The following is a 15,263-nucleotide window of genomic DNA, read 5'->3' on the forward strand; positions in this document are numbered from 1 at the left end:
GGGCTTTTGATCTTTATTGACGCCAGTTTACGGCTTCGGCTTTGCGGCCGGCGTAGCGGCCTTCGGCGCGGCCGTTGCAGCCGGGTTGGCCGGATCGGCGGCCGGCGGCGGCGCCTTGATGACCTTGCTGAGCTCGGTGCTCGCCTGCTTCTGCAGATCGCGAGAAATGCCCTGCGCCCAAATGTCGGCGGCCTTCACGGTTTCGCGCGATGCGATCGGGCCGTCCTTCAGCAGCTTCTTGCCAACCGGCGAGTTGTAGAACTCGGCGATCGCGTTGAGTTCCTCGACGGAGAATGCCTTGGCATAGGTCAACGCGGCTTCCTTCTCGAGATCGGCGCGGCGCGGAGCAAGGGCCAATGCCTGCTTGTCGACCTCAGCGGTGATCGCATCCTGGTAGTTCGGCGAATCCTGGATGAGATCGGCCTTCAGGCGTTCAGCCAAGCCAGGCAGGATGTTGTCGAACTGCGCAGTGGCGCCAATCGCGTCGATGGCAGCGCGGGCTGCCTTCAACTGCTCCGGAGAGGCTTCCTGAGCGTGTGCGCCAGAGCCAAATGCGACGCCCGAGAGAATAACGGTCGCAGCAGCAAAACGGCCAAGACCTGCAAATTTAATCATAAGTTTCAATGCTCCTGTTACCTGTTCGCCCGCAGCGTACGCGCACCTGCTGGACCTGCAATGATCGCAAGCGCCGCCATTTTGAGAAAGAGCCCGTGTTCAACGACTCCGGGTATTGAATTCAGCTCGTTTGAAAGCGCCTCTGCATCAGGAATGCGGCCAAAAGATGCATCGATGATGTAGTGGCCGCCGTCCGTCATGAAGTCTTCGCCACCGGCTTGGCGCAGCGTCAGGCTGCCGCCCAACCCCAGTTTCGAAGCCTTCTTTTCGATTGCCATGCGCGTGGAGACAAGGCCGAACGGATTGATTTCGATCGGCAGCGCGAAGGCGCCCAGTGTCGCGACCAGTTTGCTCTCGTCGGCAATGACGACCATGCGCTGCGATGCCGCAGCAACGATCTTCTCGCGCAGCAGTGCACCACCGCCCCCCTTGATGAGCGTCAAGTCGGAATCGACCTCGTCTGCGCCATCGATTGTCAGATCGAGTTCGGGCAGTTCATCGAGTGACTTCAGCGGAACGCCAAGCTCAAGGCAAAGCCTCGCGGTGCGTTCAGAGGTTGGCACTCCTTCCACCTTGAAACCGGTGGCCACCTTCTCCGCGAGCAGGCGCACGAACTCTTCCGCAGTACTCCCGGTTCCGATTCCAAGCCGCATGCCGTATTCGACATGAGCGAGTGCCGCCTCGGCGGCTTTGATCTTCATTTCGCGGGCATCCATGCGCCGCTCACTCCGACTATTGTGTTGGATGTGCTGTTTACACGGCTCGCTTGCCAAACGAAAGCCAAAATAGCGTAATGATTTTCGAAAAGCCGTGGCCATCTACAACTGGTCGCGTTTGCCGCGAAACGTTGCTTTTCCCGTCCTCATCACCTACTGCCGAATGACACTATTTCTGAAAGGCGGAATCCTTGACCCCTGCCCTCGTTGTATTCGATCTCGATGGAACCCTGCTCGATACTCACGCCGATCTCGTGCAAAGCCTGAACTATACGATCGCCGCGATCGGTTTGGCACCAGTCGGCTACGACGACCTCACGCATCTCGTCGGACAAGGCGCCAAGGTGATGATCGAGCGGGCCTGCAACCTTCGGGGACATCCGCTATCACAGGAGCAGATCCCGGCCCTACTCGACCGCTTCATCACACACTATACCGACAACATGCCCGGACATACGCTCCCTTACCCGGGCCTTGTCGAGGCAATGGATCAGTTGAAGAGCGCCGGCTACACGCTTGCCGTTTGCACCAACAAGCTCGAAGGTCTGGCGCGCGGCCTCATCGGGAAGCTTCAACTCACTCACTATTTCAACGCCATTACCGGCGGCGATACCTTCACGATCAGGAAACCGGACGCTCAGCATCTTCTCGGAACCATTGAACGCGCCGGCGGCGACGTCCGCAGGACCATCATGGTCGGTGACAGCGTCAACGACATTCTTGTTGCTCGAAATGCGGGAGTGCCTTCGATCGCCGTGCCGTTCGGCTATTCCGACGTCCCCGTCGAGACTCTCGCGCCGACCCGCGTCATCACCCATTTCAAGGAGCTGACGCCTGCGCTCGTTGATGAATTGATCGGGGATTTTGTTTCCGCGAAGCCGGCCGCGGCAGCAGGCTGACGCAAAAGAAAAAGGCGGCTCACCGGCCGCCTTTGTCGTATTATCTGCTCGGCGCGGTCAGATCTGCGCGTCGCGTGCCTTCGTCGTGGCATCGAAGGCCTTCTGCACATAGGCGTCGCGGCCGTATACGTCGTCGAAATACTGCACGACGCCATCCTTGTTCGGCCAGGCCGTGAAGTAAGCTACGTAGACCGGTATCTTCTGCGGAACCTGCAGGGCGTGGTTCTTGCCTGTGGCGATTTCCTTGCCGATCTGGTCCACCGAAGTGTTCAAGACGGCTGCCGCCATCGCACGCGGCTCAGCAAGGCGCACGCAACCATGGCTGAGGGCACGCATGTCGCGCTTGAAGAAGCTCTTCGAGGGCGTGTCATGCATGTAGATCGCATGCGCGTTCGGGAACAGGATCTTGAGTTCGCCAAGGGCGTTGTCGTCGCTCGGCGGCTGGCGCACCGAGACGTTGGTCGTAGACCCGTACCAGTCGACGCTGGACGACGCCACGGCGCGGCCGCCAACCGTTACTTCATAGCCCATCCGGTCCAAATAGCTTGGGTCGGAGCGCAGGCGCGGCAACATCTCGTTGATGATGATCGACTGCGGCACGCCCCAGAACGGGTTGAACTCGACCGTCTCGATCTGGTCCTGGAAGAAGAAGGTCTGATGCGACGGCTGACCGACGACGACACGCATCGACAACTGTTCCTTGTTGTCGTTGTGATAGTAGACCATGTAGGCTGGCTGGTTGATGAAAACGTAACGCGAGCCGAGGTCAGCTGGCAGCCAGCGCGCTTGCTCCATGGCAACGATCAACTTATCGACCTTCGACGCGTTGCTGTCGCCGCCGGTCATGGCGCGGACCGTGGCCTGGCCGATGACACCGTCCGGCTTCAGGCCATGTTCCTTTTGGAAACCTTCGACGAGTGCAACGATCTCCGGCGAATAGTCGGTGCTACCTGTATATGCGGCGAGCGTCGCGGCATGTTCGCCCTTGAGGGCGGCCGAACCGTGCTTGTCGATCGACTTCACGATATTCGCGATTTCGGAAGAGTTATCGCCCGGACGAAGCAGGCCGCTCAGGGCAATATCGATGCGGTCGTCGCCTGCGCCTTCGGCGTGCAGCTTCGCCAACTCATCCTCGAGCGCAACAAACTGCGGCCCATCGGGCGTCCGGCTTCTGAGATAAGCTGCCGTATCCGGGCTCATGCGGGCAAGCTTCAGCACCGGCGCGAGGTTCACATCCTTACGCTTGAAATCATGATAGCCGGAGAGCTTGTTCGGATCGATGCGTCCGCGCACGGTATCCTGCACATAGGCGAGCACCTTGGCAGAAAGCTCCAGCTCGAACTGCGTCAGGGCGCGGTCGCGGACCGCTGGATCCGGATTGGTCGGATCCTCGGTCGGCACCTGGACCGCATAGTCGGCCGAATCGAGACCAACCGACGCCGCATCTGCCAATACGGCCATCGCAGCCTTGGCGCGATCATTCACATCCGTTCCGGTGAGCCAAACCAGCGGGTTCCTCACGTCACTATAATAGGCCTCTAGCGCCTTGGCGACGTCGACGGGTGCACGCACTTTTGCCTCGATGAGGAAGCGGCGCTGAACCGACGGCATAGTCTCGGTCGCCGCCGACGCGTCGGCGACTGCTCCGGTGACAACAGGATCGGTGAACTTGCCGGTATCGACGAAGCGCATCGCATCGGGCTGGTAGGTATAGTAGCGCGGGCTTGACACCTTCGGCAGCGGCGCGTCCGGAGCAGACTGAAGGAACGAAGGAACCGACGACCTCGGATTGACAATCGTGCTCTGGGTCCGAGCGCGATCCCCGCGGATCATATCCATCAACGTGTAGGCATGCGCGGGCGCGACACCCATCGCAGCTATACCGCAGGAAAGCGCGAGTGCGGAAACCGCACCTCTCAGAAGGAATGTCATACGTTTATCCAGTCCCAGTGTCATGCTGTCTTCAAATCGCGGGCGAGACCCGCCTCAGAACTCGTTTCATCCGCCGCGAGCGTCACATGGCAGAAAGCAGGCGCCGCCGCCAGCCTCGGCCAACTCAACCTACAGTAACGCGACGAACTCTTGCGTTGATCCGCAGTTCACACAAAATTATGAAATTATTGGTTAATTTTTTACTTTATTTTCGCGTTAAGACACAGTGGCCAAAAAGCCGCTGAAAGATAAAAATTCAGCCGTGTCTAAAAGATCACTGATCGTGCCAAATAATATGAATTACCCATTCATGTTTTCATTTCTGAACGGTTTTCTTCGGCCCGTTTCGGACCTATAAGACCGCATCTCTGAGAGGCACCGCGACAGAAAGGCATGGCCATGACCTCCACCCGCACCGAAACAGATACGTTCGGCCCGATCGAAGTGCAGAATGACCGATATTGGGGTGCGCAGGCGCAGCGCTCGCTCGGCAATTTCAAGATCGGCTGGGAAAAGCAGCCGCTTTCGATCGTTCGCGCCCTCGGCATCGTCAAGCAGGCAGCGGCCCGCGCAAACATGGCGCTCGGCCAGCTCGAGCCGGCGATCGGCAACCCCATCGTTGATGCGGCGCAGGAAGTCATCGACGGGAAGCTCAACGACCATTTCCCTCTGGTCGTCTGGCAGACAGGTTCCGGCACGCAGTCGAACATGAATGCCAACGAGGTGATCTCCAATCGCGCGATCGAATTGCTGGGCGGCGTGATGGGCTCGAAGAAGCCGGTACATCCGAACGATCACGTCAATATGAGCCAGTCGTCGAACGATACTTATCCGACGGCGATGCATATCGCCTGCGCAGAGCAGATCGTGCGCCACCTATTGCCGAGCCTGAAGCACCTTCATGCCGCCCTCGACATGAAGGTTACCGAGTTCAGTCACATCATCAAGATCGGCCGCACGCACACGCAGGATGCGACGCCGCTGACGCTTGGCCAGGAGTTTTCGGGATATGCCGCGCAGGTCGGCTCCGCCATCAAGCGTATCGAAATGACGCTCCCCGGCCTTTGCGAACTGGCCCAGGGCGGCACTGCTGTCGGTACGGGCCTCAATGCGCCGGTCGGCTTTGCCGAGAAGGTCGCCGACGAGATTGCGGAGATCACCGGCCTGCCTTTCGTCACCGCCCCGAACAAGTTCGAAGCGCTCGCCGCCCATGACTCGATGGTCTTTAGCCACGGCGCCATCAATGCGGCCGCCGCCGCTCTCTTCAAGATCGCCAACGACATCCGCCTCTTGGGCTCCGGCCCGCGCGCCGGCCTCGGCGAACTCGCGTTGCCGGAAAACGAGCCCGGCTCCTCCATCATGCCGGGCAAAGTCAACCCCACGCAGTGCGAAGCGCTGACACAGGTCTGCATTCACATCTTCGGCAACAACGCGGCGCTGACCTTCGCCGACAGCCAGGGCCACTTCGAGCTCAACGTCTACAATCCGATGATGGCCTACAATTTCCTCCAGTCGGTACAGCTGCTCGGTGACGCCGCCGTCTCCTTCACCGACAATTGCGTCGTCGGCATCGAGGCGCGCGAGGACAACATCAAGGCCGGCCTCGAACGGTCGCTGATGCTGGTCACGGCGCTTGCCCCGAAGATCGGTTATGACAATGCCGCCAAGATCGCCAAGACCGCACACAAGAACGGTACGACGCTGAAGGAAGAAGCCCTGGCGAGCGGCCTCGTCACTGTTGAGGAATACGACATGATCGTCCGTCCCGAAACGATGATCGGCCCCAAGTAAATCCGCCGAAGAGCCTGATCTAAGTAGCAAACACCGCCGCCCTTGCGGCGGTGTTTTCACGGGCTTTCATGACTAAAACAAACAAGTTTTAGAATTATTGCATTTGCGAAGATGCCCGAATAGACCATCTGCGATTTCGGTCCGCATGAAAGGTCCTTCGATGGCTGACGATCTTTTCCCCCTCGGCAAAGACTCCACCCAATACCGCAAGATCAGCAGCGACTACGTCTCTGTCGACAGCTTCAAGGGACAGGACGTCCTGACCGTCGAGCCGGAAGGCATTCGCCTGTTGGCCGAAACGGCATTCGCCGACATCAACCATCTCCTGCGGCCCGGCCATCTGAAGCAACTCGCCTCGATCCTCGAGGATCCGGAAGCCACCGACAACGACCGCTTCGTCGCCTACGATCTGCTGAAGAATGCCAACATTGCAGCCGGCGGCGTGCTGCCGATGTGTCAGGATACCGGTACGGCGATCATCATGGCCAAGAAAGGCCGCCGCGTCTGGACCGAAGGTGAGGACTATTCGGCTCTCGCCAAAGGCGTGATGGACGCCTACGAAAGGAAGAACCTGCGCTACTCGCAGCTCGCGCCTGTCAAGATGTTCGAAGAAAGGAACACCAAGAACAATTTGCCGGCGCAGATCGATATCTACGAGGAGGGAACCGACTCCTATGACTTCCTCTTCGTCGCCAAGGGTGGCGGTTCGGCCAACAAGACCTTCCTCTACCAGGGTACCCCGTCGCTCTTGACGCATGATCGCATGATCGACTTCCTTAAGGAGAAGATCCTTACGTTAGGGACGGCAGCCTGTCCCCCCTACCATCTTGCGATCGTCATCGGTGGCACCTCCGCCGAGATGAACCTGAAGACCGTCAAGCTCGCCTCGACGCGCTATCTCGACCATCTGCCGACCGAAGGCTCCGAAAGCGGCCACGCCTTCCGCGATATCGAGATGGAGAGGGAAATCCACAAGCTGACGCAGCAGATGGGCGTCGGCGCTCAGTTCGGCGGCAAGTATTTCTGTCATGACGTACGCGTCATCCGCCTGCCGCGCCACGGCGCCTCGCTGCCGATCGGCCTCGGCGTCTCGTGTTCAGCCGACCGTCAGGCGAAGGGCAAGATCACCCGCGAAGGTATCTTCATCGAGCAGCTGGAGACGGATCCGTCGAAATATATGCCCGAGATCGACCAGTCGAGCCTGTCGGAATCGATGGTTCGCATCGACCTCAACCAGCCGATGTCTGGCATTCTCGCCGAACTCGGCAAGCATCCGGTCAAGACGCGTCTCTCGCTCACGGGAACGATTATCGTCGCACGCGACCTCGCCCACGCCAAGATCCGGGAGCGGCTGGAAAAGGGCGAAGGCATGCCCGACTACATGAAGAACCATCCGGTCTATTATGCCGGTCCGGCCAAGACCCCGGCAGGCTATGCCTCCGGCTCCTTCGGCCCGACCACGGCCGGCCGCATGGATTCCTATGTCGACCAGTTCCAGTCTTTCGGCGGATCGATGGTGATGCTTGCTAAGGGCAACCGCTCCCGCGCCGTGCGCGAAGCCTGCAAGGAGCACGGTGGCTTCTACCTCGGCTCCATCGGCGGACCGGCAGCGCGGCTGGCGCAGGACTGCATCAAGAAGGTCGACGTCCTGGAATATCCGGAACTCGGCATGGAGGCCGTCTGGAAAATCGAGGTCGAAGACTTCCCGGCTTTTATCGTCACTGACGACAAGGGCAACGACTTCTTCCAGGAATTCAACCTCGGCTGATCGGCCTCAATCGCCGCGGTCGCCCAATGGTCGGCCACGGCGCTATCGATCTCGCTCTCGGAGCCCGCAAGGCTGAGTACCTCCCCTGCCTTCACAGTTGGCGGGGATGGCGCTGCGCAAGACCCCATCGAAGAAGCCGTCCTGCTGGGTCAGCGCGACAGACCAGCGACAACGACGGCGACGAGCACGATGGGTAAAGTGTGACAGGACGTTTTCATGCTCTCTGGCCTGCAGCGGAGCCCCGCGGCTCGCTGGCGTGCGCCTTCTCGGCAACGCACAATAGAGCGACCAATCGACACCGACTGTCAACAATCTGGAGACGATCGGAAGCAACCAAAACGGCTGATGGGATTTTTTATTTCGCGTTACTCGCGCACAAGGCGCAACAATTGTTACGTCGATGCAAATTCTCAGATAAAATCAATGCGATAAGCAAGCATAGAGAAGATCGTATGTAATCATTGGTATATCCCCCCTTAATCATTTCCCAATATTTGTAGGCTAACCAATTAAAGACTGCATTTGACATTCAATTGAGGAGTAGCCGCATGACGACGGCCGCAGCGCCAACGAGGGCGCAGGTTCCCGACGTGGCAGGTCAGATCACGTTCGCCATGCGCTCCATGGGCGTTGCGCCGATCCCTCGCAATTACGAACTCTTCTACGAAGCCTACATCGGCTCCAACCCGGCGCTGACTCGCGACCTCGCGGCGCTCGGCAGTCAGGCGACGCAGGAGGAATTGGATGCCCTCGGTGCACAGTATTTTGCGCACAGCCCTGCCCGTGTGTTCGACGACGCGCACGGTCGCATCGCCGCCGAGCTCGAGACACTGTTGCGCGTCCTTCGCCAGGAGCAAATATCGCTGGAGAGCTACAACAAGCTTCTCGGCGAAACCTACAAGCGGATCAGCTCGAAGAACCATACAAGCGTGGAGCTTATCGAAAACGCCCTCACCCTGCTTACCGAGGCAACCGGCGACACCATGGCGCACGGCGAACGCACGGTCGAGAACGTCGTTCAGCGTTCGCAGGAAATGGATCAGGTTCGCAAGGAACTCGACGAGTATAAGCGCATTGCCAATACTGACTCATTGACGCGCCTGTCGAACCGACGTGCCTTCGACGACCGCCTGTCGGCCGTCTTCAACAATCCGGCAATGCGTCCCGTTACCGCGCTCGTGCTTGCTGACATCGACAACTTCAAGAAGATCAACGACACCTATGGTCATCCGGTGGGTGACAAAATCCTTGCGACTGTCGCCTCGGTCATCCGAGCCAATGTACGCCGCGACGTTTTCGTCGCCCGCACCGGCGGCGAGGAGTTCGCCTTGATCATCGAGGGCAACACTTCCGAGGAAGTGATGGGAACGGCCGAACGCATCCGCCGCACATTGGAAACGACGCCCTTCACGAACTCGCGCACGAGGGTCAACTACGGACCTGTCACCGTATCGGTCGGCGCCTGCATGGCATCCTACGCGGAGGACGCCGGCGAGCTTTATCACAAGGCCGACGTGGCGCTTTACGGCGCCAAGAATTCCGGCCGCAACTGCAGCGTCCTCTTCGAAGACGGTATGCAGAAAGACTTCACAAAAAGCTGGCTGATCTATAAGGCATAAATCCCAGCCGACACCGTCCCGACCTGCCCGTTGCAGTCGATGAGCTGCGATCGTCACGACACCTGTCGCTATCGCAAGCAACAGCCATCGATAGCCTGCGTGCGAGCCCATTTGGAAGAACGACTGACGTTACCACATCGTCTTGGCCGCGCGTTGCGGCCATTCGCGGTCATAGGTTTCGTAGTCGAAATCCCCGGTCGCCGCCTTCAGCATCAACCCCGGTGTCGGCAGGCTCTTCGGATCGATGAAGGTTTCCGGGTTCCATAGCTCGGAACGGATCAGCGCACGAGCACACTGGAAATAAACCTCGTCGATCGTGATGACGATCACCGTTCGCGGATGCTTTCCGTCCATCTCGAAGCTGGAAAGGACCGCCTCGTCATTGGTCACGACGCCGCGCCCGTTGATGCGCATCGTTGTGTTCGATCCGGGAATGAGGAACATCAGCGCCAGGCGCGGGTCGCGCACGATGTTGGAGAGCGAATCGACGCGGTTATTTCCACGCCAGTCGGGCAGGTGCAGTGTCCTGTCGTCGATGATGCGCACAACCCCGCCAATATCGCCGCGCGGCGAACAGTCGAGCCCTTCGGGTCCCACGGTCGCCAGCGCCACGAAGGGCGATGCCTCGATCATTTCGCGATACAGCGGCGTCAGATAATCCGTCACCTTGGCCACGGATGCCTGCGTCAACCCGCCAGCGTAGATCGCCGCGAGTTCTTCCACCGTTTCGACGATTTTCATGGTTGTCCTGCCCGCATTGTCGTGGCGGCCTTTAGCTGCCTAGCGTGACATTACAATGACATACGCCTGGCGGGAAGATCGAAAAGCGGAATGATCTCAGCATCTTTGTCCGCATCGTCCTCAGCGAGAAAACCGGTGATTGCATCCAGAACCGGCCGAGCCCCGACGATCCGGCGATGCCCGAACCCATTGGCCCAATAGAGCCGCACAGCATCACTTGCCGCCGCGTAACGCCGCGCGTGGTTGGCGTTCACTTCCTTATCGTCTTCGGCATGCACGATCAGCACCGGGCGCCGGATCGCGTCGGCCGCCCTGCTCGCGTCGAATTCCTCCAATCGCCGGCCGGTGACCCGGAACACCTCGGTCTCAAGTACCTGTTGCGCCGACCGTCCAAGGCCGATCATCTTGCCGAAATCCTGGAAGAGCCAGTGCATCTCGCTCGGCGAGCCGATCAGCGCGAGCTTCTCCGGGAGCACGGCAGTAACGCCGGGCAGCATCCCCGCCGCCGCCACCATCAGTGCAGCGCCGCCGAAGGAGTGGCCGATTGCAGCGTCGAACGCCCCGAATCGACGCTCGGCTGCCGCGATGGCCTTCACCGCCATGCCCATGTGGAGAACCCGCCCTGCCGCGCGGCCATGGCCGGGAAAGTCGACTGCGATCACCTCGGCACCGGTTGCCGCCAGCCTCTCCGCGAGATCGCCCATATACGCGCCGCTCGATCCCCAGCCGTGCGTCACAAGATAACGGGGGCGGCGCCCCAAAGCGCCGCCATTCAGCCGATAGGCATGCGCCCGTCCGCCGCCGATAAGACGAAGCGTGAACCGCTCCGCGCCGGCGAGCTTTTCCGCGCCCGCTGCATGTGCTGCTTTAGCCTTCTCGCCCTTGGGTTTCGTGGACGGCGTTACGCAGAACAGACGGAATGCCGCCTTTCCGGCGATGCGCGGCGAAACCGACTGCAGCAGCGAAAATCCGAGGCGGGTGACCTTCAGCGCAAAGTTTGTCATAGTGGGAATCCAACAATGTTCAACACTGAACAATAAAGTACAACGATGAACAAAAATCAATCCCTGCCCTGGGATCATCCGCGTTTTCGCAGCTGGATCGCTGTCGCCCGCGCTTGCCAGCTCATGCAGCAGTCGCTCGGCCGGTCGCTCACCGAACTCGATATCAAGACCCCGCATCTCGATATTCTCATCAATCTCTACCGCTTCGAAGGCATCTCGCAGCAGGAACTCGCGCGCAAACTGCTGGTCGGCCGCTCGAACATGAGCATGCTCCTGCCGCAGATGGAAAAGCGCGGGTTGATCGAACGGCGCAGCGACGAGAAGGACAAGCGCGTGCTTCGGCTCTTCCTGACGCCGGAAGGCCGAGATGTCACGCAAAAGGCCATGGTTATTCAGACCGATCTCATCGAGCGCGTGCTGTCACCCGAACCGATCGAACAATGCATGGCGATGGCCGATTCGATGGAACGGATCATCCGTGTCCTGCAGCAGGACTTGGTCTACGAAGACTGATTCAGTGAACGGTGTGGCCGACTGCGCCACCTGCAAGGGATTTATATTCCCATGCGGCCACGATGATCAGCACCAGCGTCGCAAGGATACCGGCAAGGTAGAGCTCGATGAATGGAGCGATGAAGGCAAGCAGGATCAGCAGCACGAGCCCAGCAAGGTGCGAGAGTGGCAAGCGCCCGCTGGTCGCTCCCTTGAACCAGAGATTGCCGGCAAGGAACAGTCCCGAGCCGCCGAGCACCGAAGCTAGTACACCAAGATTGCCGCTCTCGTGCGGGTGTGAAAACATGAACTCGACTGCGACGGCATGGACGATGATCCCTGCCAGGATTGGAATATGCGCATAGGTGAACGCCTGCCGCGCCAGGCCTCCCGGCTTTTCGTCGTGCTCGATGCGATGGGCCGCCCGCTCATGGCCGAAACGGAAGTAGAGCCACCACATCGCCACCGTGCCGACGAACCCGGTCCCGAAGACGACCGCGGTCAACGTTGAAAATGGCATTTCAGAAAATGTCCGCCCCGAAACCAGCACCGCCTCGCCAAGGCAGATGATGACGAAAAGCGCACAACGCTCGGCCATGTGGGCGCCTGACACGTCCCAGTCTAAAGTGGTCGATTTGCCAAGTCCCGGCACCGCAAAGCCGCTCGCCGGACCGGCATATTCGATGGCAATTGCAATAAGCCATGCAATCATCCGCGCGTCATGCTCCAGCAGGCCGCCGGCGATCCAAAATACGCCGGAAAAAATTAGCCAGCTACTGATGCGGACGAAGTTCTGGTACTTGGATGCGTCCGACTTGACCGCATAGGCCGCGAAAAGAGATCGACCGACCTGCATGAGCACGTAAGCGCCGGCAAAGAGCAGCCCCTTGTCGCCGAAAGCCGCCGGGATAGACGCCGAAAGAACGAGGCCAAGCAACATCAGCACGACGAGAATGCCCCGAACCGGCATCTTGTCGGGATCGAGCCAATTGGTCACCCAGGCGGTGAATATCCACACCCACCAGACCGCAAACGTCATCAGGCCGGCCTCAAGAGCACCGAGCGGCGTATAGTGGGCCGCCAGGGCGTGCGAGAGCTGCGAGATCGAGAAGACGAAAACGAGATCGAAGAACAGTTCGAGAAAGGTCACCCTACTTTCACTCGGGCTGCCCTTGGCGCGCAGCCAGTTTCGTTTGCTCGTTCCCGCCATGCACTCCCCCTTGTGGCCGTTGTCGTTCAGCGTGGCTTCTCTGACGTGTCGCGGTTCATGCCCTTCTGGCGCAGCTCTTCTTCATAGGCAGCAAACAGCTCTTCGCCCCGCTCGCCAAGTTCGCGCAGATAGGTCCAGGTATAGATGCCGGTATCGTGCATATCGTCGAAGCCGATGCGCACCGCATAGTTGCCGGTCGGTGTCAGAGAGATGATCGCGACATTGCGCTTGCCAGGCACTGTCACCCTCTGTCCCGGCCCGTGCCCCTGCACCTCCGCGGATGGAGATAGCACACGCGCCATCTCGGCGGAAAGATCGAAGCTCTGCCCGTCGTTGAACGTGACAACGAGGTGCTGCCGGTCTTTCGAAACTCTGAGTTCAGTCGGCCAGATATCGCTCATGATCCCATTCCCCTTCAAAATCACGAGTAGGCAATGCAGCGTGGCGAGGCAAGTTCAATTTGCCGTGCCCAAGAAGCGTTTCCCTTGACGCGGCAATAGCCTATACGCACATTAGTAGCATTGCGGAGGCATTCGTGAACAGCAACGTCGGAACGACAGGCAGCGCATCGCCACTGGTCGCAGAGGCAAAACCGATGATCGACCCGTTCAAGCGGGCCGTGACTTATCTGCGCGTGTCCGTCACCGACCGCTGCGATTTCCGCTGCACCTATTGCATGGCCGAACACATGACCTTCTTGCCGAAGCAGGAGCTTTTGACGCTCGAGGAACTCCATCGGCTCTGTTCCGTCTTCATCGCGAAAGGTGTGCGCAAGCTGCGGCTCACCGGCGGCGAACCGCTGGTGCGCAAGAACATCATGCATCTGGTGCGCGAACTCGGCAAGCAGATCGGCTCCGGCCTCGACGAACTGACGCTGACCACCAACGGCTCGCAGCTCTCCCGCTTCGCCGACGAGCTCTATGATTGCGGCGTGCGCCGCATCAATGTTTCCCTCGATACGCTTGATCCCGACAAGTTCCGCCAGATCACCCGCTGGGGCGACTTCCACAAGGTGATGGAAGGCATCGAGGCGGCACAGAAAGCCGGCCTCAAGGTCAAGCTCAATGCGGTGGCGCTGAAGGACTTCAACGACGTCGAAATGCCCGAGATGATCCGCTTCGCGCATGGTCGCGGCATGGATCTGACCGTCATCGAAACCATGCCGATGGGTGAAATCGAGGAAGACCGCACCGATCGCTACCTGCCGCTGTCGAAGCTGCGCGCCGATCTCGAACGCCAGTTCACCTTCTCCGAGATCGGCTACCGCACCGGCGGCCCGGCCCGCTATGTCGAAGTCAGGGAGACCGGCGGCCGGCTGGGCTTCATCACGCCGATGACGCATAACTTCTGCGAAAGCTGCAATCGCGTGCGGCTGACCTGCACCGGCACGCTCTACATGTGCCTCGGACAGAACGACGCCGCCGATCTGCGCGCTGCCGTGCGCGCCACACCAGACGACGGGTTTCTCTATGCCGCGATCGACGAGGCGATCTCGCGCAAGCCGAAAGGCCACGACTTCATCATCGACCGCACCCATAATCGACCTGCCGTTGCCCGCCACATGAGCGTCACCGGCGGGTGACGCTCGCCGGTGACGTGCGAACTACGTCCGGTTGATCGATACCCCGCCATCCGCCAGCATGGCCGTTCCCGTGACGAAGCTCGCCATATCGGATCCGAGGAAGAGCGCCGCCTGGGCGATCTCCTCTGGCTGCGCCAGGCGTTTCAGCGCATGCAGGCCGTGGATGAAGGCGACGAGTTCGCTATCGGGATTCTCGAAATTGGCCGGATTCATCGCGGTATCAGTGCCGCCGGGCAACAGCGCGTTGACGCGGATGTTCTTCGCACCGAGCTCCGCCGCAAGCACCTGTACAAGCCCGGTCAGTCCCGCCTTACTGGCTGCATAGGCGCCCATGCCGGGCATCCCCGCCGTATGGCCGACGAACGTCGAGGTAAAGACGATCGATCCGCCGCCGCGCTCGATCATCGCCGGCACCTGGTATTTCGCCGCAAGGAAGGCACTCGTCAGGTTGACCGCAATCATCTCGTTCCAGGCATCGAGCGACAGTTCGGCCACGGGTGCGGATTCGCCCGCGCTGCCGGCATTGTTAAATGCGACGTCCAGACCGCCGAAGCGTTGCAACGCCACCTCGACCAGCCGCCGGTTCAAAGCCTCCTCGCGCACGTCGCCCGCGACCGCGACCGCCTCGCCGCCTGCATCCCCGATCTCTTCCACCAGCATGCCGAGTTCGGCCTCGCGACGCGCCGCCACGACCAGCAGCGCACCTTCCGCGGCGAAGAGCTTGGCCGCTGCCCGGCCGATACCGGAACTCGCGCCTGTTATGATCGCAACCTTGCCATCCAGATATTTCATATCGGAACCTCCACTTGTTGTTGGCGGTATTCGAAATCTCAGAGATCGGGGCTGCCAGCCACCCGTTTCCTGCAGTGTCGGCACGCATCGCCTGCATTATTG

The 15,263-nt window shown here is 60.0% G+C and carries 14 protein-coding genes; 6 read left to right on the forward strand and 8 right to left on the reverse strand.

The window, feature by feature from the left end; all coding sequences use genetic code 11:
- Positions 1-27: 27 nt before the first annotated feature.
- Together BSG20_RS16815 and rpiA are read right to left on the reverse strand one after the other, a co-directional pair.
- On the reverse strand, positions 28-615 hold the full coding sequence (locus tag BSG20_RS16815) for a DUF2059 domain-containing protein (RefSeq protein WP_072376907.1): 588 nt from the start codon (positions 613-615) through the stop codon (positions 28-30).
- Between the two features lie 17 nt (positions 616-632).
- Positions 633-1,331, reverse strand: a complete 699-nt coding sequence (gene rpiA / locus BSG20_RS16820; protein ID WP_072376905.1) for a ribose-5-phosphate isomerase RpiA — start codon at positions 1,329-1,331, stop codon at positions 633-635.
- A gap of 191 nt (positions 1,332-1,522) precedes the next feature.
- Here rpiA and BSG20_RS16825 point away from each other — a divergent pair, with 191 nt between their 5' ends.
- The gene (locus tag BSG20_RS16825) at positions 1,523-2,230 is read left to right on the forward strand and encodes an HAD family hydrolase (RefSeq protein WP_072376903.1); all 708 of its coding nucleotides are present in this window, start codon (positions 1,523-1,525) and stop codon (positions 2,228-2,230) included.
- A gap of 57 nt (positions 2,231-2,287) precedes the next feature.
- On the opposite strand, the gene BSG20_RS16830 is transcribed toward BSG20_RS16825, so the two are convergent.
- A complete protein-coding gene (locus BSG20_RS16830; RefSeq protein WP_072376901.1) occupies positions 2,288-4,162 on the reverse strand; it encodes a L,D-transpeptidase family protein in 1,875 nt (624 codons plus the stop codon).
- 399 nt (positions 4,163-4,561) lie between these two features.
- On the opposite strand from BSG20_RS16830, the gene fumC reads away from it, so the two are divergent.
- The 3 genes from fumC (at position 4,562) to BSG20_RS16845 (ending at position 9,340) form a co-directional block, all read left to right on the forward strand.
- Entirely contained in the window at positions 4,562-5,953 is a 1,392-nt protein-coding gene (gene fumC / locus BSG20_RS16835) for a class II fumarate hydratase (RefSeq protein WP_072376996.1), read from the forward strand.
- Positions 5,954-6,113: 160 nt separating this feature from the next.
- On the forward strand, positions 6,114-7,721 hold the full coding sequence (locus BSG20_RS16840; protein ID WP_072376899.1) for a fumarate hydratase: 1,608 nt from the start codon (positions 6,114-6,116) through the stop codon (positions 7,719-7,721).
- A 548-nt stretch (positions 7,722-8,269) separates the two neighbouring features.
- Positions 8,270-9,340: a GGDEF domain-containing protein gene (locus BSG20_RS16845; RefSeq protein ID WP_072376897.1), complete on the forward strand. Its 1,071-nt coding sequence runs from the start codon at positions 8,270-8,272 to the stop codon at positions 9,338-9,340.
- Positions 9,341-9,469: 129 nt separating this feature from the next.
- On the opposite strand, the gene BSG20_RS16850 is transcribed toward BSG20_RS16845, so the two are convergent.
- Positions 9,470-10,081 carry a pyridoxamine 5'-phosphate oxidase family protein gene (locus tag BSG20_RS16850; RefSeq protein WP_072376895.1) on the reverse strand — a complete coding sequence of 204 codons (612 nt, stop codon included), beginning with the start codon at positions 10,079-10,081 and terminating at the stop codon, positions 9,470-9,472.
- A 50-nt stretch (positions 10,082-10,131) separates the two neighbouring features.
- Entirely contained in the window at positions 10,132-11,085 is a 954-nt protein-coding gene (locus BSG20_RS16855) for an alpha/beta hydrolase (RefSeq protein WP_072376893.1), read from the reverse strand.
- 45 nt (positions 11,086-11,130) lie between these two features.
- On the opposite strand from BSG20_RS16855, the gene BSG20_RS16860 reads away from it, so the two are divergent.
- Positions 11,131-11,598, forward strand: a complete 468-nt coding sequence (locus BSG20_RS16860; protein WP_024312811.1) for a MarR family winged helix-turn-helix transcriptional regulator — start codon at positions 11,131-11,133, stop codon at positions 11,596-11,598.
- 1 nt (position 11,599) lies between these two features.
- Here BSG20_RS16860 and BSG20_RS16865 read toward each other — a convergent pair whose 3' ends face one another.
- Together BSG20_RS16865 and BSG20_RS16870 are read right to left on the reverse strand one after the other, a co-directional pair.
- Positions 11,600-12,787, reverse strand: coding sequence for a low temperature requirement protein A (locus BSG20_RS16865; RefSeq protein ID WP_072376891.1), 1,188 nt, complete (start codon positions 12,785-12,787; stop codon positions 11,600-11,602).
- A gap of 26 nt (positions 12,788-12,813) precedes the next feature.
- Positions 12,814-13,188, reverse strand: coding sequence for a gamma-butyrobetaine hydroxylase family protein (locus BSG20_RS16870; RefSeq protein ID WP_072376889.1), 375 nt, complete (start codon positions 13,186-13,188; stop codon positions 12,814-12,816).
- 134 nt (positions 13,189-13,322) lie between these two features.
- Here BSG20_RS16870 and moaA point away from each other — a divergent pair, with 134 nt between their 5' ends.
- Positions 13,323-14,369 (forward strand): GTP 3',8-cyclase MoaA, encoded by a 1,047-nt coding sequence (moaA, locus tag BSG20_RS16875; RefSeq protein ID WP_072376887.1) that lies wholly within the window; start codon positions 13,323-13,325, stop codon positions 14,367-14,369.
- 21 nt (positions 14,370-14,390) lie between these two features.
- Here the strand turns inward: moaA and BSG20_RS16880 are convergent, their stop codons facing one another.
- Positions 14,391-15,161, reverse strand: a complete 771-nt coding sequence (locus tag BSG20_RS16880) for an SDR family oxidoreductase (protein WP_072376885.1) — start codon at positions 15,159-15,161, stop codon at positions 14,391-14,393.
- Positions 15,162-15,263 lie beyond the last annotated feature (102 nt).

The organism is Rhizobium tibeticum (genome assembly GCF_900110205.1).
GTDB lineage: Bacteria > Pseudomonadota > Alphaproteobacteria > Rhizobiales > Rhizobiaceae > Rhizobium > Rhizobium tibeticum.